Source organism: Synechocystis sp. PCC 7339 (assembly GCF_019924095.1).
GTDB lineage: Bacteria > Cyanobacteriota > Cyanobacteriia > Cyanobacteriales > Microcystaceae > Synechocystis.
The window spans coordinates 486,709-506,742 of sequence record NZ_CP063659.1 but is presented as its reverse complement, the minus strand read 5'-3'; the positions used below and the strand labels follow the sequence as shown (position 1 = coordinate 506,742).

Annotated in this window: 18 protein-coding genes and 3 pseudogenes; 16 read left to right on the top strand and 5 right to left on the bottom strand. The window is 45.5% G+C overall.

The window, feature by feature from the left end:
- Positions 1-21: 21 nt before the first annotated feature.
- From tpiA to IQE94_RS02280, 3 genes are read left to right on the top strand one after another with little or no spacing between them, the layout of a single operon-like run.
- Positions 22-750 carry a triose-phosphate isomerase gene (gene tpiA, locus IQE94_RS02290; RefSeq protein ID WP_212715892.1) on the top strand — a complete coding sequence of 243 codons (729 nt, stop codon included), beginning with the start codon at positions 22-24 and terminating at the stop codon, positions 748-750.
- Positions 751-771: 21 nt separating this feature from the next.
- The gene (locus IQE94_RS02285; protein ID WP_223342637.1) at positions 772-1,791 is read left to right on the top strand and encodes an AI-2E family transporter; all 1,020 of its coding nucleotides are present in this window, start codon (positions 772-774) and stop codon (positions 1,789-1,791) included.
- Positions 1,788-2,753 carry an amino acid ABC transporter substrate-binding protein gene (locus IQE94_RS02280; protein ID WP_223342636.1) on the top strand — a complete coding sequence of 322 codons (966 nt, stop codon included), beginning with the start codon at positions 1,788-1,790 and terminating at the stop codon, positions 2,751-2,753. The genes IQE94_RS02285 and IQE94_RS02280 overlap by 4 nt, the downstream gene beginning before the upstream one ends.
- On the opposite strand, the gene IQE94_RS02275 is transcribed toward IQE94_RS02280, so the two are convergent.
- Positions 2,707-4,197 (bottom strand): Ig-like domain-containing protein, encoded by a 1,491-nt coding sequence (locus tag IQE94_RS02275; RefSeq protein WP_223342635.1) that lies wholly within the window; start codon positions 4,195-4,197, stop codon positions 2,707-2,709. The genes IQE94_RS02280 and IQE94_RS02275 overlap by 47 nt on opposite strands.
- 223 nt (positions 4,198-4,420) lie before the next feature.
- Here IQE94_RS02275 and petB point away from each other — a divergent pair, with 223 nt between their 5' ends.
- From petB to rnc, 6 genes are all read left to right on the top strand, one after another.
- Positions 4,421-5,089 carry a cytochrome b6 gene (petB, locus tag IQE94_RS02270; RefSeq protein WP_010873378.1) on the top strand — a complete coding sequence of 223 codons (669 nt, stop codon included), beginning with the start codon at positions 4,421-4,423 and terminating at the stop codon, positions 5,087-5,089.
- A 129-nt stretch (positions 5,090-5,218) separates the two neighbouring features.
- Entirely contained in the window at positions 5,219-5,701 is a 483-nt protein-coding gene (gene petD, locus IQE94_RS02265) for a cytochrome b6-f complex subunit IV (RefSeq protein WP_190599474.1), read from the top strand.
- 282 nt (positions 5,702-5,983) lie between these two features.
- Complete coding sequence (locus IQE94_RS02260; protein ID WP_212715883.1) at positions 5,984-7,453, top strand: glycosyltransferase family 1 protein; 1,470 nt, start codon at positions 5,984-5,986, stop codon at positions 7,451-7,453.
- A 143-nt stretch (positions 7,454-7,596) separates the two neighbouring features.
- Positions 7,597-8,004: an SxtJ family membrane protein gene (locus tag IQE94_RS02255; protein WP_212715881.1), complete on the top strand. Its 408-nt coding sequence runs from the start codon at positions 7,597-7,599 to the stop codon at positions 8,002-8,004.
- A 34-nt stretch (positions 8,005-8,038) separates the two neighbouring features.
- On the top strand, positions 8,039-8,200 hold the full coding sequence (locus IQE94_RS02250; protein ID WP_020862183.1) for a DUF5989 family protein: 162 nt from the start codon (positions 8,039-8,041) through the stop codon (positions 8,198-8,200).
- Positions 8,201-8,206: 6 nt separating this feature from the next.
- Entirely contained in the window at positions 8,207-8,941 is a 735-nt protein-coding gene (rnc, locus tag IQE94_RS02245) for a ribonuclease III (RefSeq protein ID WP_212715879.1), read from the top strand.
- A gap of 5 nt (positions 8,942-8,946) precedes the next feature.
- Here rnc and hypF read toward each other — a convergent pair whose 3' ends face one another.
- Positions 8,947-11,265, bottom strand: a complete 2,319-nt coding sequence (gene hypF, locus IQE94_RS02240; protein WP_223342634.1) for a carbamoyltransferase HypF — start codon at positions 11,263-11,265, stop codon at positions 8,947-8,949.
- A gap of 45 nt (positions 11,266-11,310) precedes the next feature.
- Positions 11,311-12,813 carry an FAD-dependent oxidoreductase gene (locus tag IQE94_RS02235; RefSeq protein WP_223342633.1) on the bottom strand — a complete coding sequence of 501 codons (1,503 nt, stop codon included), beginning with the start codon at positions 12,811-12,813 and terminating at the stop codon, positions 11,311-11,313.
- A gap of 138 nt (positions 12,814-12,951) precedes the next feature.
- Here IQE94_RS02235 and IQE94_RS02230 point away from each other — a divergent pair, with 138 nt between their 5' ends.
- Positions 12,952-13,737: an ABC transporter permease gene (locus IQE94_RS02230; RefSeq protein WP_223342632.1), complete on the top strand. Its 786-nt coding sequence runs from the start codon at positions 12,952-12,954 to the stop codon at positions 13,735-13,737.
- Positions 13,738-13,744: 7 nt separating this feature from the next.
- Positions 13,745-14,158, top strand: a pseudogene (locus tag IQE94_RS02225) (Rpn family recombination-promoting nuclease/putative transposase); the annotation flags it as partial.
- A gap of 10 nt (positions 14,159-14,168) precedes the next feature.
- On the opposite strand, the gene IQE94_RS02220 reads toward IQE94_RS02225, so the two are convergent.
- Entirely contained in the window at positions 14,169-15,479 is a 1,311-nt protein-coding gene (locus IQE94_RS02220; RefSeq protein ID WP_223342630.1) for an IS701 family transposase, read from the bottom strand.
- Positions 15,480-15,539: 60 nt separating this feature from the next.
- Here IQE94_RS02220 and IQE94_RS18795 point away from each other — a divergent pair.
- From IQE94_RS18795 to IQE94_RS02200, 5 genes and pseudogenes are all read left to right on the top strand, one after another.
- A pseudogene (locus IQE94_RS18795) lies at positions 15,540-15,677 on the top strand (flagellar assembly protein H); the annotation flags it as partial.
- A 232-nt stretch (positions 15,678-15,909) separates the two neighbouring features.
- Positions 15,910-16,071: pseudogene (fumC, locus tag IQE94_RS02215) on the top strand (class II fumarate hydratase); the annotation flags it as partial.
- Positions 16,072-16,378: 307 nt separating this feature from the next.
- On the top strand, positions 16,379-16,906 hold the full coding sequence (locus tag IQE94_RS02210) for a hypothetical protein (protein ID WP_190597890.1): 528 nt from the start codon (positions 16,379-16,381) through the stop codon (positions 16,904-16,906).
- An 85-nt stretch (positions 16,907-16,991) separates the two neighbouring features.
- Complete coding sequence (locus IQE94_RS02205; protein ID WP_223342629.1) at positions 16,992-17,459, top strand: OsmC family protein; 468 nt, start codon at positions 16,992-16,994, stop codon at positions 17,457-17,459.
- Positions 17,460-17,632: 173 nt separating this feature from the next.
- Positions 17,633-19,285 (top strand): acetolactate synthase large subunit, encoded by a 1,653-nt coding sequence (locus IQE94_RS02200; protein ID WP_212715869.1) that lies wholly within the window; start codon positions 17,633-17,635, stop codon positions 19,283-19,285.
- Between the two features lie 8 nt (positions 19,286-19,293).
- Here IQE94_RS02200 and IQE94_RS02195 read toward each other — a convergent pair whose 3' ends face one another.
- On the bottom strand, positions 19,294-19,869 hold the full coding sequence (locus tag IQE94_RS02195) for a Uma2 family endonuclease (protein WP_212715867.1): 576 nt from the start codon (positions 19,867-19,869) through the stop codon (positions 19,294-19,296).
- Positions 19,870-20,034: the final 165 nt, after the last annotated feature.

Here is a 20,034-nt window from a genome sequence, read left to right as displayed (position 1 = left end):
TCATCGTTAAAGATTGGAATCGTGCGAAAAATCATTATTGCGGGCAATTGGAAAATGCATAAGACGCAGGCAGAAGCCCAGGCGTTTTTGCAAGAGTTTAAGCCTTTAATCGAAGATGCGGCGGAAAGTCGTGAAGTGGTGTTGTGTGTTCCTTTCACTGATTTGAGCGGCATGTCCCAACAACTCCATGGCGGCAGGGTTCGTTTGGGGGCACAAAATGTCCATTGGGAGTCCAGTGGTGCCTACACAGGGGAGATTTCAGCAGCCATGTTGGCGGAAATTGGCATTCATTATGTGGTTATTGGCCATAGTGAACGACGACAATATTTTGGCGAAACGGACGAAACCGCCAACTTAAGGGTATTGGCGGCCCAAAAGGCAGGCTTAATTCCCATTCTTTGTGTGGGAGAAAGTAAGGCCCAACGGGATGCCGGGGAAGCGGAACAGGTGATTGTTAACCAGGTGAAAAAAGGTTTGGTGAATGTGGATCAATCCAACTTGGTCATTGCCTACGAGCCGATTTGGGCCATTGGTACAGGGGACACCTGTGCGGCCACGGAGGCCAATCGAGTTATCGGGTTAATTCGGGAACAGTTAACTAATTCCCTGGTCACCATCCAATATGGCGGTTCGGTCAATGCCAACAATGTGGATGAGATTATGGCCCAACCGGAAATTGACGGAGCCTTGGTGGGGGGAGCTAGTCTGGAGCCCCAGAGCTTTGCCCGCATTGTTAATTTCCAGCCCTGAGTAGATTGATTGACGGGTGCAATGAAACTTAGTCAGTGGTTAGGTTTAGCTTGTTTGGCAATGGCGGCCTATGTGGCTTGGGAAATCCGCCAACTGCTGTTACTGCTTCTTCTGGCCATTGTGCTGAGCACTGCCCTCAATCGTTTGGTCAAACAATTACAGGCCTGGGGAATCAAACGACCTCTGGCCTTGGCCATTACCTTGATTACCGTCACGGTGGCGGTGGCCCTATTTTTTCTCTTGGTCATTCCTCCTTTTTGGGAACAACTGCAGATTCTCATTGGTTCTCTGCCTAAAGTTGGCGATCGCCTTGAGGGGCTGTTCGAAGACTGGCATGACCGGGCGGAGGTGCAATTTTTTAGTCAGGCTTTTTCCGTTGATGACCTGCCGGCTTCCCTTTCCGCCCTGGGGGCCAATGCCTTTAGTTCCCTGATTAGCTTTTTTTCCAATTCTGTCACCGCTGTCCTGCAAATACTTTTCATCCTGGCGATCGCCGTGATGATGTTGTTTTCCCCCCAAGCCTATCGACAGGGAACCCTCAAATTATTTCCTTCCTTTTACCGCCGCCGAGCTGACGAAATCCTCACCCAATCGGAATCTTCCCTGGGGAATTGGCTGACGGGCATTGTAATTAATTCTTTTTTTATCGCTAGTCTCAGCGGCATTGGTCTATGGATACTGCAAATTAAATTAGTCCTAGTCCATGCTTTGATGGCGGGAATTTTAAACTTCATTCCTAACATCGGTCCCGCCGCCAGTGTGGTCTTCCCCCTGATGATTGCGGTGCTGGATGCCCCCTGGAAAATTATTGCCGTGCTGATTCTCTATTTCCTCATTCAAAATGTGGAGAGCTACTGGCTAACCCCCATTGTCATGGCCAAGCAAGTTTCCCTTCTGCCCGCCGTTACCCTCATCGCCCAACTATTTTTTGCCAGTATATTCGGACTTTTAGGGTTGATCCTGGCCCTACCCCTGACGGTGGTTTTAAAAATCTGGATTGAAGAAGCTCTGTTTAAAGATCTTTTGGACAATTGGCAATGAGCAATCGCAATGGTGCCCGTCTCTCCCACTCAAAATCTTTCCCCATGCTCCGCCCCCTACTGCCCCTATTGGCTTGGGCTTTACAGAGTTTTGTAATGCCCGTAGCCCAGGCTGAAACGGTGTTGGAATCCATTCGGGCAAGCGGCCTACTGCGGGTGGCCATTCGGGACGACTCGGTGCCCTTTGGTTTTCGAGATGGCCCTGCCAATCAATGGACAGGCATTTGTGTTGACTTTATCGAGGCTTTACAAACAGAAATATCCGCCACCCTGGGGGGTCAGCCTTTGCTGGTGAAATTTTACCAGTCCAGTCTGTTCAATCGTTACAATCTCGTGGCGGAAAAAGTAGTGGTGGTGGAATGTGGCCCCAATACCATCCGCCGTGACCTACAGTTGCCCATTACCTTTTCCCGACCCTTTTTTGTCACGGGAACCCAATTTTTGGTGGCCACCGATCGCCTAGGGGAGTTCGACAGCGATGGCGATTTGCGGGGGGAAAGAATTGGGGTTTTGGGCGGCACCAGTAACAGTGAATTTTTGGCGGCCCGTTATCCCGAAGCAGAACTGATTAATTTTCAGGGTTTTACCGCCCGGCGTTTGGGGGTGGAAGCCTTAATGCAGGGGCGCATCGATGCCTTTGCCAGTGATGGCATTTTGCTATTTGGGGAAGCCCTAGTGCTAGACCTTCCCCTAGGGCGCAGTTACCGCCTTTATCCTCCCTATCCCCTAGATTGCCAGGGCTATGGGCTAATTTTGCCCGCCGATCAGCCGGAATGGGAAAATTTGATTAACCGGGTTGTGACTTCCGCCAATTCCCGGGATATTTACCGCCGCTGGCTGGGGCCCCTCTTTCCCGCTTTGGAGAGGGTTGAACAGCATTGTCAAGCTAGGCAAAGCCCATCAAACCCACCATCCACTAAGGAGCCCACAGGGGACGAAAACCCATCAGGGATAGAGCCTTAAGTTCTGCCTGTTGCCCCAACTCTGGCCTTAGGGGGGGGATCAAGAGCCACAATTGACTATCGGCGATCGCCTCCCCGGTGTCGGTGTTCAGGCGACTATTGGCTGGGGTTTCGGGGTCGATAATCACCTGGTCAAATAAGAGGGCCAAACCGTCGGGGGAAAGACTCATTTGGGTGTCCCGGTAATCCTGGAGCTTAAGCAGGGGAAAAACTTCACCACTGTTGACATTAATTTGGACAAAATAGGGCTGTTCAATATATTCATCCCCTGGCAAAAGCTTGGTCAGCAAGCAGTATAGGGTTTGGTTATTGCGGCCAAATTCGCAACTGACAATGGAGCCATCCGTATCTATCAATTCCTTTTGCACCCCGAGGGTGTTGACAAAGAAAAGGGTTCTTTGGAAGCGTTTTTGGGCATCCTCCGTATTGAAATTCACCAGGGCGGCGGCGCTACCATCGCTGGAAAAAGTTAACAGTTGGCCGAATTTGGGCAGAAAATCCAACGGCTTGGCTTCCGGTTGCAAGGGCAAAATGCCAATGCCTTCCCCCCGGGCCACCGCCAGAGACTGGTTATCCGGGGCAATTTGAAAGTCTCCACCCTGTACCTTCAAACGTTCCGGCTTTTGCTGATTTTTTAGCATCCAGAGGTCGAAGTCAGCGGGATTTTGACGATTGACCCTCTGCACCACAATGGACTTGCCGTCCTCACTCACATCGAATTGATTATTCTGAAACTCCTGGTTATCCAGCACCAAAGTCGGTTTAGGCAATTCCTGGGGGTTGTCACTTTCCAGCACGGGCACCTGGTATAACTGCAATTGCCGGAGCCCCTCAAAGCCCAACTGACTTTCGGCGGCGGCTAACAAAATTGCTTTGCCCCCATCGTAGAATTTGAAGTCCACCACCGTGAGCCCTGGCGGGGTGAGGATAGTTTTCCTTTGTTTAGTCAAGTTGTAGAAAACAATTCGCCCCTGCTCGATTCCTTGGGTGCCAATGTAAGCAAATGCCCGGTCTCGACTGCGAAAACTACCGGCGAAGGGCGCCATCATTTGCCCATGGTGCTCGCCGGCATACTGTTCCCGCACATCGGTAATTTGCAGATCGTAATCGGTGCCGTAGGGAATGGGATTTTCCAAGGTGTAGGCCATGCGACGCCCCGCCCAACTAATTTTTCCCGGTAGGGCTGGGGTAATGACCAAATTCTTTTCCACCTCCAGTTGATCCATGGGACGGTCGAAGGTGATGATAAAAGCCCTGTCCTTGGCCCCCAAGTGGGCCGCGTCCCAACTAAAATCCTGTACCCGGGGACGGTTGGCAAATATGCACTGATTATTGTCTTGGCAGGTGTAATGACCAACCACCACCACGGCGATCGCCGCACTAAGGACACCAATCAAACTTAGGGCCGCACGATCAATGGGTTCGGAAAAATATTTAGCGAGCATGGATAGAGGAGCAAAATTTTAGAGCAGCACCACAGCCGGACTTCCCTTTCCCCAGGGCTTAAAGCTGTGTTACATTTTGTGATGAGTAGTTCTCATTTTTGCCAAGTTTGGGAGCTTTTCCACCCTTGGTCAGACCGTCATAGTACGCTGATTATATGCGATTTTACGGCTCCGCTGGAGTCAACCCCCTCCATCCCTGATCCTTAAGAGAAGTCTAGCTTCAATGTTTTCAAAAGAAGTCACCGAATCAAAAGTTTTTCAATGGTTCAATGATCGCCTGGAAGTGCAAGCCATCTCCGACGACATTGCCAGCAAGTATGTTCCTCCCCATGTAAACATTTTTTACTGCCTGGGGGGCCTGACCCTGACCTGCTTCCTGATCCAGTTTGCCACTGGGTTTGCCATGACCTTCTACTATAAACCCACGGTCACGGAAGCCTTTGCCTCTGTCCAATACATCATGAATGAAGTCAACTTCGGTTGGCTGATCCGCTCCATTCACCGTTGGTCCGCCAGCATGATGGTGCTGATGATGATTCTCCACGTTTTCCGGGTTTACCTCACCGGTGGTTTCAAAAAGCCCCGGGAATTGACCTGGGTTGTCGGCGTGATGCTAGCCGTCACCACTGTTACCTTTGGTGTAACCGGTTACTCTCTCCCCTGGGACCAAGTGGGCTACTGGGCAGTGAAGATTGTGTCCGGTGTACCGGCCGCCATTCCCGTGGTTGGGGATCAATTGGTGACCCTCATGCGGGGTAGTGAAAGTGTTGGTCAGGCTACCTTGACCCGTTTCTACAGCCTCCACACCTTTGTCCTGCCCTGGGCGATCGCCGTGTTGTTGCTATTACACTTCCTGATGATCCGCAAACAAGGCATTTCTGGTCCTTTGTAATTTCTATCCCCCTACTAATCTGATTTGATAGGGCAATTTCGTTTCAACCGTTGCCAAATTGTTGAATATTGAAACAGATTAGAGAATCTAGAAAATCCCTAAAAAACCTTAACTTGGAGCCTCCGCCCCATGAGCATTATCAAAAAACCGGATCTCAGCGATCCCGATTTACGGGCCAAACTGGCCAAAGGCATGGGTCACAATTATTACGGTGAGCCGGCCTGGCCCAATGACATTCTTTACATGTTTCCCATCTGCATCTTGGGTGCTTTGGGACTAATTGCTGGATTGGCCATCCTTGACCCCGCCATGATCGGTGAACCAGCGGATCCCTTTGCGACCCCTCTGGAAATTTTGCCTGAATGGTACTTGTACCCCACTTTCCAAATTCTGCGCATTCTCCCCAACAAACTTCTGGGAATCGCCTGCATGGCTGCCATTCCCCTCGGCTTGATGTTGGTACCCTTCATTGAAAGTGTGAATAAATTCCAAAACCCCTTCCGTCGTCCCATTGCCATGACCATCTTCTTGTTCGGCACTGCGGCGGCTTTATGGTTGGGAGCTGGCGCCACTTTTCCCATTGATAAGTCCCTAACCTTGGGCCTGTTCTAGGAAAAAATATGTTTCTCCCTGGGGTAGGTTTTACTACTCCGGCCCGGTTCGCAAAAGTGGCTCAAGTTCTGGGGGTTATCTAGGAAAGTTTTCATCTGTTACCTGTTGTCAAAACAGAATAAACAGGAGTATTTTTTAGGTAACTTCCAGAGCCAGCGGCCTAAATCCAAGATATCATTACTGCATAGATTCCTTTGTGAACGTTATATGTTTCCAGAGGAATTTTTTTTGACGGCGAAATCCTGATTGCAAACTTGAACGGCCTCCAAACCTTGACAGTCCATGAAAATTGTTATTGATGGCATCTTTTTTCAAATTGCTGACACAGGCATCGCTCGGGTTTGGCGAACTCTGTTGGAAAAATGGTGCGATTCTGGTTTCATAGAAAATATTGTTCTAATTGATCGAGGTCATACTGCTCCATCACTACCAGGGGTGCAATACTACCATCTCCCCCCATTTAATTATCAAGAAGAGGCGTTATTTTCTGGCAAACTGCAGGATATTTGTAATCAATTTAATGCCGACTTATTTATTTCTACCTATTACACTACTCCGTTATATACTCCCTCGGTTTTAATCATTCATGACATGATTCCGGAGGTAATTGGCTTAGATTTAAGCGAATTCTGGTGGCGAGAAAAACGCTATGCCATAGTTTATGCCAGTCAGTATATTACGGTGTCTAGAAATACCGCTAAGGACTTGCTCAAACTTTGTCCCGAAGTTAAGGCTTCCCAAGTAAATATTATTCATAATGGTGTAGATAGTATCTTTTCCCCTGCTTCTGCCGCAGAAATTGCCGCCGTCAAGTATAAGTTTGCCATCAACTCTCCCTATTTACTTTTAGTCGGGTCTCGTTTAAGTCTTAATCAGTATAAGAACGCAACTATTCTATTCCAAGCCTTCCAGGCCAGCAAAGATCTCCAAAAACTTACTCTTGTTTGTGTTGGGGGAGAAATTGCCTTGGAGCCAGAATTAGCTGCCCTAGCTAGTGACATTAATGTTTGTTTAGTTCGACCAACAGATTGGGAATTAAGGTGCCTTTATTCCGGGGCGATCGCCTTGGTTTACCCTTCTTTGTATGAAGGATTTGGTTTACCCATTCTTGAGGCAATGGCTTGCGATTGTCCTGTGATTACTTGCCATAATTCTTCGCTGCCGGAGGTGGGGGAAGATGCGGTTATCTATGTTGGCGGCCAAGACGTAGTAGAAATGGTTGCAGCCTTAGAAAAAGTGCAAACTCCAACCATTCGCAATGAATTAATTGCCAGGGGCAAAGAGCAAGCGAAAAAATTTTCTTGGTGGACAACCGCCACTAAAATTAGTCAGCTATGCCTAAAAACTATTGAGGATAATAAAAATAGACCCCAAAAACAGAATTTCACTGCCCTTTGGCAGGACTTTCGGCAATGTCAAGTGGAAGAGCTTAAACATCGTGTTCTATTGGGGGAACTTGAATGGAAAAACACGGAAGCAAATCATGTAATTGATCATTTACAAGCTCATAATCATAATATGGCAGGCAGAAATGCCCAGTTAGAAGTGGAAAATAAAACCTTAATCGAGCAAATAGAACGGCAAAACCAGCAAATTACCCAATTAAAAACTAATAACCAAGTCTTACAAGTTGAACTTGAGGCTTCCTCACAACAAATTCAAGAATTGTCAAACACCAAAAAGACGATTAAAAGGTTATGTAAAAAAGCATTGAAGAAACTATTTGCATTTACAAGAACTAAGATACACTAAGATTGTTCCGACTGAGTAAGGGCAAGATGGTTTTAGGGAAGGTTAAACTTTTAACTGTACGGTCGGCAAAATGACTTAATCTAGTTTAGTGAAAAGTCTGATAACATCAATCCGTCCAAAGATCACCATCTTGATCGAGTGTTATGACGAATATGAAGACTGCTCCCACGGTCAAAATACTGCGGGAATTTGCCTGGATTATGGCAGGGATGATTGCCTTTTTGTTTGGTCTACTCATTCCCCTGCTCAAGGGCCACGGATTACCCGTATTGCCCTGGGCGATCGCCGCTGGCTTTGTGTTTTTGGGACTGTTGGCTCCCCGCAGTTTGGGCCCAGTATACGAACTATGGCTAAAAATTGGCCACGTTTTAGGGTGGATTAATAGCCGCATTATCCTGACCCTAATTTTTGCGTTGGTGGTTACCCCCATGGCCCTGGTGATGAAATTATTGAAAAGGGACACCATGGCCCGTCAACTGGAGCCCCAACGAGTTACCTATCGATCGCCTTGTCGTCCCCGGGACATTAACCATCTGCAAAAACCCTACTAACTCCAATTGTTGATACACGCTTAAAAGTAACTTTATGGAAGGATTTATTGAATTATTGCAAGATGTTTGGGGATTTTTGCGACAAAGAAAAAAATATTGGCTATTACCGCTGATTTTAACCCTGGTTCTCCTGGGAGCGTTAATTGTTTTCACCCAAGGATCGGCGATCGCCCCCTTTATTTACACCCTCTTTTAAGCCCGTATGTCCCTGCTTCCCCATCGTCAAACCCAGTTGAAAGCCCTACTACGACGGTTGGGATTGGCCGATAACGCCCTGGTGAATTGGAACCTGCTGGATTTGGCCCTGACCCATGCCAGTCAATCCCCGGAAGAAAATTATCAGCAATTGGAATTCGTTGGCGATGCGGTAGTGCGATTAGCTTCAGCGGAAGTGTTGATGGAACAATACCCCCAGACCTCGGTGGGGGAAATGTCTGCCCTGAGAGCTATTTTGGTTAGTGATCGCATCCTTGCCGGTTGGGGAGAATTGTATGGCCTAGACCGATTTCTTTGGATTACCCCGGCGGTATTGGCAGATAAAAATGGGCGAGTTTCCTTGATGGCAGATAGCTTTGAAGCTTTGTTGGGAGCCCTTTACCTAAGTGTGGGGGATTTGTCTTTGATCCGCCCTTGGTTAAGTGAGCATTTGCTAGCAAAAGCCGCTGAAATTAGACAAGATCCTGCCCTCCATAACTATAAGGAAGCCCTGCAGGCATGGACCCAAGCTCATTACAAATGTTTGCCGGAATACCGAGTGGAGCCCCTGGATCAAAATTTGCCCCAGCAATCAGGTTTTCAGGCAACGGTTTGGCTTGGCGATCGCCATTTAGGCAGTGGCAGTGGTTCATCGAAAAAAAGTGCAGAACAGGCTGCTGCTCAACACGCTTACGAAGAATTTATTGCCAAGGAAATTTTACCTATTGCCAAAACCAGTTAGGGCAATTAAGAAAGATAAGGATAATCAACATATTGCCTAAGCTGAATTTTAGCTAACAATTGACCTATACAGAGGGCACCGTCATTGGGGGGGAGTTGCCTAGGCCAAAGGGGAGAAAAACCAGCTTTTTTTAGGGCAGAAATGGCATTGGAAAGTAAATAACGATTTTGGAAACATCCTCCCCCTAAAACTACTTTTTCAATTCCTTGGCGTTCAGCTATGGCCACAATTAAAGCCACTAGGGTGTTATGGAATTTAGTCGCAATTAGATCAGTTTTTATTCTTTCTTCCGTAATTATTGCCCTAATTAAGAACTGCCAATCCACTACTAATTTATTTTCCTGATCTACTAAAGTGAAAGGATAATATTCTCTAGTTAAATCAGGTCTGGCTTGGGCTTCCAGAACCATGGCAGCCTGACCTTCAAATGTCACTTGGTCAATCAATCCAATTAAAGCGGTAATGCCATCAAACAAGCGGCCCATGCTCGAAGTTAACGGCGCTTCCCCCCGTCGCCAAAGATGGTGTAAATTTTTGTTATTTAGATCCTTATTTAAGTTGGTGGTTATTTCATCGTTAAAACCATTGTTGAAACCCAACCAATTGCTTAAATAATCCGCAGACAAATCATTATCAAAAGTTGACCATAACAGCGCTAAGGCAATGCGATGAGGATATTTAATTGCCTGCTGATTACCCAATAAAGCAAATGGTCGTAGATAGGCAATTCTGTGCCAAGTGTCATGGGTAATTTTGAGGAATTCTCCCCCCCAGATAGTGCCATCTATACCGTAGCCGGTGCCATCCCAAGCAATGCCTAATACAGATTCTTCCTTAATTTCATGTTCCGCCATGACCGCTAAAATATGGGTATAGTGATGCTGAACAAAAGTGACAGGTAAAGCTTGGTTTTCGGCATACTGATGGCTGAGATAGTCAGGATGTAGATCAGCAATAATTTCCTGGGGAAAAAAATCGTATAGTTGGGCTAAATGGGCAATGGTTTGCTCAAATGCTTGATAGGTGGAGATGGTATCTAAATCTCCTAAATGTTGGCTAAGATAAGCTTGATTTTGTTTGGCGATCGCCACTATGTTTTTATAATGACCTCCCACCGCCAATAGGTTTTTTTTAGCAGATTGGGGTAAGGTGATGGGCTGGGGAGCATAACCCCGGGCTCGGCGCAAAAATAATGGTTCCCCTGCTACTATTTGCACTACGGAATCATCCACCGGACAAACAATCGGGCGATCGTGGACAAGGAAGCCATCGGCGATATTTTTCAGACGGTTTAAAGCATCAAAATTGTCGATGCAAATTGGTTCCCCCGCCAAATTACCACTGGTGGCTACGATGGGGTTATCTAGCTCTTTTAGTAATAAATGATGGAGGGGAGTATAGGCTAACATCACTCCCACATTGTAGTTACTAGGAGCAATATTTTCCGTCAAAATTAACTGAGGCGTTTTGCTTAACAATACAATGGGAGCGGCGGCACTTTGTAACAACTCAATTTCTTTGGAATTGGGCTGGTAATATTCCATAATTTGACCAAGATTACCATACATTACTGCCAATGGTTTATCTGGTCGTTGTTTTCTTTCTCTTAGCTTTTTTACTGCCTTAAAGTTAGTGGCATCACAACATAAATGAAATCCTCCTAAGCCTTTAATGGCAACAATATTGCCTACTTTTAAATTATCAATAGCTAGATTTAAAGCATTATTTGTCTGGGCAATTATCTTACCTTGGCAGTCCCAAAAGACAAGTTGCGGACCACAGCGGGGGCAGGCATTGGGTTGGGCATGGAAGCGCCGATTGCCAGGTTGTTCATATTCCCTTTGGCAGTCAGCACATTGGCAAAATTTAGCCATAGTAGTACGACAGCGATCATAGGGCAGGGCTTCAATAATGGTGTAACGGGGACCGCAATGAGTACAGTTAATAAAGGGATAAAGATAACGGCGATCGCCCGGGTCAAATAATTCTGCTAAACAAGCAGAACAAGTGGATAAATCGGGCAAAATGGTAGCAGTTTTAGGGCCATCACTACTGGGGCGGATGGTAAAGTTAGTAAAACTTTCCAAAGGTAACTGTTCAATGGCTAAGTGTTCAATTAAGCCAGGGGGAGGCAATGACTTAGTTAATTTATTCGTAAAGTCGACGATCGCTCTTTGGTCAGCAGTAATAACAATGGTGGCCCCTTGAGCAGAATTATTGACCCAACCGTTTAGTCCCATCTCCTGGGCAAGGGCATAAACAAAAGGACGAAAACCCACTCCTTGCACCCTGCCCTGTACCTGTATGGCAACGGTTGTTAACATTATTCTACTTCCATTAATATTGTTAAATAACCAACCATCCCACAGCTAGAAATTAGCTTTATTTTTTAAATGAGTTGCCAACAGTTGGTGGGGATAGGGAGAGGCAACGAGGGCTTGGGCTTGATGGGAATAGGCATGATAATCCTGATGGCTTCGGTCCACTTCTGAGGCTGGTAAAATGTTTTTTAACTGCTTGAGAGTTTGCACTGCCACTGTAGGAAAAAAAGAAAATTTACCCGGCAATACACAGAGATAATTGCTCTGGGCATTAACTTCAATCCAATAACTATAACGACGTTTTTGGACATCGTCACTAATAAATTCAGTTTTAACGCAATCGTAGCTCCAGAGTTGACGTTGATATAAATTGTCTTCGCCAAAGTACCGTGCCGCCGTGTCTAAAAGTAATTCAATTTCTCCACTATCTAAATAGTCATTTTCGTCGCTAACATAGCCAGAGTTAGCCAGCATGGAATAATTGAAAAATTGTGAAGAGTCCGGCATATTTGCCCGCTGGAAAAAATGATTGAAATGGTAAGAATTCTTAGTGGACATCCGCACAAAATTATGGGGACTAACGGCAGGATAGGCGACGACCATGGTGCTGCGACTCCGTTTCAACTTAGCTCGCACCTGGAGGGTGGGTAAAATACGCTCAAAGCCTGCTCCAACTGCAAAAATAAACGCTTTAGCTTTCAGGTAATGTTGCTGTCCCTGGCGGTCTCGATAAAAGATACTTTGTACCCTCACTGGGCCATAAAGATCTACATTAACTTGTTCTAGGTTAATGCCCGTGGCGATCGCCGTTCCGTGGGCCAGGGCACTGGCGGTGAGATCCTGCAAAATGCCCTGGGTATCCATAGCACAGTCCAAACTTTTGAGCAGAGCATAGTCACTGGGTTGTACCCCATGGCTGAGGTCAAATTGCTGGCAATAGTGACTAATTTTTTTCGACTGACTTAATAGGCTACAGCCCCGCTGTTCATAACTTTCCAAATGACCATAGTCCGGTGCCATCGCTCCATGGCCCGTTGGCGATCGCCAATTGAACTGTTGTCCATAGGCCATTTCCAAACGGCCCAACACCCGCTTTAACTGCATTTCCAACTGCACCTGATCGCCCTTGAGACCAGACTGGAGCATTTCTGGGGAATGGCGTTGGGGATGGATGAAATAAACGGGATTGGAGTCAAACCAACCTCCACCGCTACCGCTAACTATGGGGCGATGGCCGTGGCCATATTGTCCTAGGGTAAGATTACAGCGACCTGCAAAATAATCGCTGTAGTGGTTAAGTAAATCTTCCACCCCATTGACGCAATTAAAAAAAGTTTGACCATCGTCCTGGCCTGAATATAAAGCCCCCGTGTGGAACCAGCCCTCCAATTTTCCGGAGGAATCCCCCCCCAAATGGCTATTTTTTTCCAACAACTGCACTGACAGGTTAGTATGGCGGGCCACATATTCGGCGATCGCCACCCCCGCAATGCCTCCCCCAATGACGGCCACATCGACCCGATTAATTGCCGCCGCACTAAGTTGAACCATAAACTATGCTGAACTCATCCATGGGAGCCTGACCCCCCCTATTCTAGATTTAATCTGGCAACCCATGGCCATGGCTAGGCACAGCAACTAAAGCCTAGGGTTACCGGCAACTCTGTCACTGTCGACTTTTCTCTTCCTATGACCACCCTGTATAATCTGCTGGCCATTCTTCGTAAAGAACTACTGAGTTATTTTAGCTCTCCTTTTGCCTATGGCATTGCCGCTATTTTTTGGTTAACGTCAGGAATTTTCTTTTCTCTAATGCTCAGCCAAATTATCGCCAACGTTGAATTTTTACGGCAGTCGGGCTTTTCTGAGCCGGTGGATGTGGCAGGAGATTTCCTTTCTAGTTATTTAGGTTTAATTATTTCGTTAATTTTAGTGTTACTGCCAGCCCTTTCCATGGGACTGTACGCCGAAGAAAGAAAGCGGGGCACCCTGGAATTATTGGCCACTTCCCCGGTCACTAATTGGGTGGTGGCGGTGGGCAAGTTAATGGGGGCATTACTATTTTTTTCGGTGCTGTTGGTCCCCCTGTGGATTTATCAAATCATTATCTTTTCCACGGCCAATCCTACCCTACCCAGTGGTTTGGTGCTGGTGGCCAACGGTGCGGTAATTCTGGTAGCGGCGGCGGTGCTTTCCCTAGGAATGTTTATTTCTTCCCTGACAGAAAATGTGATCATTGCCTACATCCTTACCTTTGTTGTAATTTTGATGCTCTGGATTATGGATGTGTTTGCCCAGAACCTGGGCGGGGCGATCGCCGATATCTTCACCTACCTTTCCCTCTTCCAAAGCTATCAAGATCTGATTAACGGGGTGATTAGTAGTAAAAGCTGTGTATTGTTTGCCAGCTACATTTTCCTGGGTATTTTCCTCACCGCCCAGTCCATCGAAGCCCTAAGATTTCAACGTTCTTAGAGAGTTTTTAATTTTGGAGCAATTCGAGGATCTAGTATTGCATCTCGAATTTCAGACCGAACCAGATGAAACCATGGGCTTTCGGATGCTAGATTACCGGGTGAGGGTACATCGGCGATTTCCCCATAAAACCATGCACCAAGTGGTTATTTACCTAAAAGAAACCGGCTCACCTTTGGTCTATCAGGATACGTTTCAGTTGAGAGAAACCCGCCACCGTTATCGGGCAATCCGTTTATGGGAACAAGCACCGGAGCCATTTTTGACCTATCCCGGACTCTTACCCCTAGCGGTACTGACCCAAAGTCAGAGTGCTACAGAACGATTACGGAAAGTTGCCTTAGCTCTGGATAAAATTGAAGACAAAAGCACGAAAGCTAACCTAACCACCGCCGCCACTGTGTTTGGGGGCTTATCCCTCTTTCATCAATCTAGGCAGAAGAAGAATAGAATGTATTCCATGAATTTAGCAAATACTTTAATCGATCTAGCTTATCAACCTTGTTGTAAAGTTTAGTTAACTCATCCAAAACATGGGCAAATGGAAATACTTTTAACCACTTTTTGATAAGATTTATTGCATTAAATACAGAGATCACTAATCGTAGGTTGTTTAGCCATTTTTTCCACCCTTCTTCTTTATCCCATTTTTCATGCTTTTGATGATACTTTGACGTTGAATTTAGAGTCAGATTAAAATTCTCATCATAAAAACAAATCATACAATATGCACACATCACTAATTCCCACCATTTTTGAATTTGCTCATAATGAGTTACCCTAAAATCTGCCCATCCTAATTCACTTTTGCATTGCTTAAATCCATATTCTATCCATGACCTTACCCCATATATTCTGCCAACTTCTTTATATTTAATATCTGGTATTCGAGTCATTACAAACCATCCTGCTTTTTCCTCCTCTTTTTCTGTTTCTGTTTTAATTTCCCAATATCTTATTGCGTTTTTTTTGCCATAAACTATTTCTCTGATATACCTATCTTCCTGTTTTCCATCCCATCTTATATGTTCAAACCTCCTCCACTTATTTGCCCTTACTTTAGCTTCCTTTGGAAGCCAGACCCCATGATTGCTCCGGATTCCCACTGCATATTCTATTTTTAATTCCTCTACGGCACTGATAAAATTGCTATGGCTTTCTCCATATAAGCTATCTGACACTACTCTTTTTATTTTAAAACCACTTTCTTCTAGTTCTTTTATTATCTCTACTGCTAATTCCGGCTTTGTTTTATACTTATCTCCCTCTTTTAATCTTTCTTTTGGTTTAAATACTTTTGATTCTAGAGGAAACGTTACTCCATTGCAGTAACCATAGGCATTTACTGACACTATACCGCTTTCTATTTTTCCTAAATTTCCAATATATTGTCTTTTTACATAATCTGTTGTTTTCCCTTTTTTGGGGTCTCCTGTTTCATCTATTATTACTATTATTTCTCTTCCTTCTAAAACTTCTAAGATAATATTTAATCTTCTTTTTTCTAATTCTTTTAATTCCCAAGGAGAATCTGTCATGAAATGCAGTAATCCCTGTTCATTTTTCAATCCTAGTGATGATGCTATTGCAGGTAAACTCTTTCTTTTTATATCACTTAATATTCCCACAATGATATATTTAAATGACTCATAAGACCTCACTTCTGGAAATATATCTTTATACAGTTCACTATATGTGTCTACACACTGTACTGTCTTTTTCGCCTCTCTTGTCTTTGTCATTCTCCCTCCGCGCTTTTCAGCCTTTTATCTCCATTTTAATTCCCTCAGTCTGACGGAAGAGGGATATTAGTTAAGCCAGGCTTCATCAAAACTATTTTACGGAGTGAAATCATGAAGGAATCCTCCGTTTATCAGGAAATTCTACAGGAAGGAGAACAACGAGGACTTCTTAAGGGCAAGCTGGAGGGTGAGTTAGAAGTGGCTCAAAAACTACTGGAATGAGGATTATCCTTAGCAGAGGTTATAAGCTTAACTGGATTAGGTGCCGATACTTTCAAAGATATTTCGGACTCCCAAGATTAATGATTGTGTTGTAGGTTTAGAGGCGATACCTATTTAAAATAATACGAAGAAGCGATAAAGATTTGAGGTAATTTTCTTAATCTGATGAATAAAAATTTAATGTCAACCTGACGGTAGTCACTGCCCCAATCTCCAAATTGGTTGCGACAATGCGGCCCTAGTGGCTAAAACAGCCTTTGCCAAAGGCATTACCCTCAAACAAGCGGCGGTGGATTTGGGTTTGCTCACCCCAGCCGAGTTTGACAGTTGGGTAATTCCAGAGCAGATGATTGCCCCGATCGCCGATTAGGTATTTTGCAAAAAAATGTAGAATGTTGGTTGGCATTTATTGTCTATAGACACTGAAAGACAACTATTATTATTGCCCTTTGCCGCACTCTAATCTAACCAACAAGCTTTTGGGAATGATAGGCCGAAATTTTCTTGCGATCGCTCCTAAATGGTGTAATGTGCCAATGTTTCCACATATTGTGACTGTAGAGGGTGTTATACGGACATTTTCTGCATAATCAATAGTTATACAGAAATAAAGCCCCTCTACCGGATAGCCTACAATATTGAAGGGAAATAAGCCTTAGCTTAAAGAGAAAACGGGTATGACAAGTGAATCTTTTGAAAAAATGCTTACAGGAGGGCATCCCAACTCTCTTGGTAGAACAATTGAGGTGGTTGATATAGTATTAGCCAATTCCGCAAGACTTTCGGATTTATACAATTGTTATTTCAGTGCCGATGAAATTGTTCGACTTCGCACATCTAATGCCATCAAGAGAATATCCTTAGAAAATCCTGAATGGCTTGTTCCGTATATTGATAAATTTATTTCTGAAATATCAAAGATTAATCAGCCCTCGGCACAATGGACTTTAGCAAATTTATTTCAGACTCTTTCGATCTTTATGTCGGAGGCGCAGAAAACCAGTGCAAAGAAAATTCTTCAAGATAATCTTGAAAACTACACAGATTGGATCGTCTTAAACAATACAATGGATACCCTAAGTAAATGGGCAATAAAGGACTCGATATTAAAAGAGTGGTTGCTACCGCATTTGGAGATATTAGCTCGCGATCCCAGGAAATCGGTTGCAGGAAGAGCTAAGAAAATCAAGACAGATCTGATGTGAGCTAAATTATATACTTATGATGAAAGCTTTTTGCAATCTATATAATGGGAACGTTAAGCATCAACTAGCCCGAAGGAGACAAAGAGTGTCTGAATATTACGCTTCAGTCAAATGGACTCGCGGAAGAAATGAACCATATATTGATAATAAATATAGTCGTGGACATGTTTGGGAGTTTGATGGAGGAGTTAGCATATCGGCTTCGTCATCACCTCATGTTGTACCTCTACCGTATTCAGTCGAAGCGAATGTTGATCCTGAAGAAGCATTTGTCGCTTCGTTATCAAGTTGTCATATGCTCTTTTTCTTATCAATCGCTGCAAAAAAAAGGTTTGTAGTTGAAAGCTATATTGATGATGCTATAGGCATCGTAGAGAATGACCAATCAGGTAGAATATCCATGACTAAAGTTACTCTCCGGCCAAAAATTGTGTTTACTGGTGACAGAACTCCTTCAAGAGAAGATCTTGAAAAAATGCATCATCTTTCCCATGAACAATGTTTTATTGCCAACTCGGTAAAAACAGTGGTAACCACTGAAATAAATGCTTAACAAGGCGCTGCTACGGAAAATTTGCTCGCCGATTAACCCATTACCGAGGCAACCCTGGGTGCAAAGCTAGAAATCACCTGCCAAAACCCCTCCGGATTCGTTAGGCTAGGGGGAGGTATTGAAAGTACTTTTATTTCAAATAGCTAACACAGCTAGGGGAACTAGGCACCACCATGGGGGAAATGAACACTGCAGACCTATTGGTTCAATGTCTGGAAAATGAAGATGTTGAATACATTTTTGGCGTACCCGGAGAGGAAAATCTCCACATCCTCGAAGCGCTGAAAAACTCGCCCATCCGCTTTATTACCACCCGCCATGAACAGGGAGCGGCCTTTATGGCCGACGTTTACGGCCGCTTGACTGGCAAAGCAGGAGTTTGTCTTTCTACCCTAGGGCCCGGCGCTACCAACCTCATGACTGGGGTAGCCGATGCCAATTTGGACGGAGCGCCCTTGGTGGCCATCACAGGCCAGGTGGGTACCGACCGGATGCATATTGAATCCCACCAATATCTAGACTTGGTGGCCATGTTCGACCCGGTGACCAAATGGACTAGGCAAATTGTCCGCCCCAGCATTACCCCAGAAGTGGTACGCAAAGCTTTTAAACTGGCCCAGAGCGAAAAACCAGGGGCCACCCACATTGATTTGCCGGAAAATATTGCTGCCATGCCGGTGGATGGTAAACCCCTGCGGCGGGACAGCCGGGAAAAGGTTTATGCTGCTTTTCGGACGTTGGGCACGGCGGCCACGGCCATTTCCAAGGCGAAAAACCCCATTATTTTGGTCGGTAATGGCACTATCCGGGCCGAAGCCAGTGAAGCCCTGACGGAATTTGCCACTAGTTTGAATATTCCTGTGGCCAACACTTTCATGGGCAAAGGCACCATTCCTTACACCCACCCCCTTTCCCTCTGGACAGTGGGTTTACAACAACGGGACCACATTACCTGTGCCTTTGAAAAAAGTGATTTGGTCATTGCGGTGGGCTACGACCTGATCGAATACTCCCCGAAAAAATGGAACCCCAGCGGTGATTTACCCATTGTGCACATTGGGGCCACCCCAGCGGAAATTGACAGCAGTTACATTCCCCAGGTGGAAGTAGTGGGGGACATTACCGATTCCCTGATGGATTTGCTCAAACGGTGCGATCGCCAAGGAAAACCCACTCCCTACGGCGCTTCCCTGCGGGCGGATATCCGGGCTGAGTATGAATGCTACGCCAATGATGATGGTTTTCCGGTCAAACCCCAAAAAATTATTTATGACCTGCGCCAGGTGATGGGCCCCGATGACGTGGTGATTTCCGATGTGGGGGCCCACAAAATGTGGATGGCCCGCCATTACCACTGTGACAGCCCCAATACCTGTTTAATTTCCAACGGTTTTGCTGCCATGGGCATTGCTATCCCAGGGGCGATCGCCGCTAAATTGGTCTATCCCGAGCGCAATATTGTTGCGGTGACGGGGGACGGTGGTTTTATGATGAACTGCCAGGAGCTAGAAACGGCCATGCGAGTGGGCACTCCCTTCGTCACGTTGATCTTTAACGACAACGGCTACGGACTGATTGAATGGAAACAGATCAACCAATTTGGCGAATCCAGTTTCATTAAGTTTGGCAATCCAGATTTTGTCAAGTTTGCCGAAAGTATGGGACTAAAGGGTTATCGGGTGGAAGCGGCGGCGGATTTAATTCCTATCCTCAAAGAAGCTTTAGCCCAACCCGTACCCACCGTCATTGATTGCCCAGTGGACTATCGGGAAAATATTCGTTTCTCCCAAAAATCGGGGGAACTAGCCTGCGAAATTTGGGAGTAGATGAAGATCTACCAAATCGGCGCTAACTCTAAAACAAATTCTGGCAATATAGCCTCACCACTGAGGCTTTCAGGGTTTTCTAAAACTTCTACCGCCTGACCAGGACGATAAATTTCCACGGTGCGAGTTTGGCGATCGATTAACCAACCCAATCGAGCACCATTTTCCTGATACTCCTGCATTTTTTCCCGCAGGGATTTTAGGTCATCACTAGGCGATCTTAATTCAACGACAAAGTCCGGGCAGAGAGGTACAAATCTCTGTTGTTGTTCCGGGGTTAGACTTTCCCATCGTTCCCGTTTCAACCAGGCCGCATCTGGCGATCGGTCGGCCCCATTGGGTAACCTAAAGCCCCCGGAAGAATCGAAAAAAATTCCGGTTCCATCTCGTTCGGCCCAAAGACCTAGGCGCAGTATAAAAATGCCGTTACGGTTACTGGTTTCGCCCTCGGTAGGCGACATAATCACTAAATCTCCTTGGCAATTACGTTCAAAGCGTAGCTCTCGATTGGTCAAACAGAGTTGATAAAATTGCTCATCGGAAAGGGATATGCTATCAAGTTTAATGGTTAGGGCGGCTGACATTGGCTTTACCCCAGAGACATTGATGTGGCTTTGGTTTCCATTCTAAAGGAAGCGACAATCTGGCTAGAACGATTTTTTTTGTTGAGGAAATATTCGTTCCTCCCAAAAAGTAGGGGAATGGGCCTAAACAATTTGGGAGTAAAGGATAACGAAAGAATTGGGTTA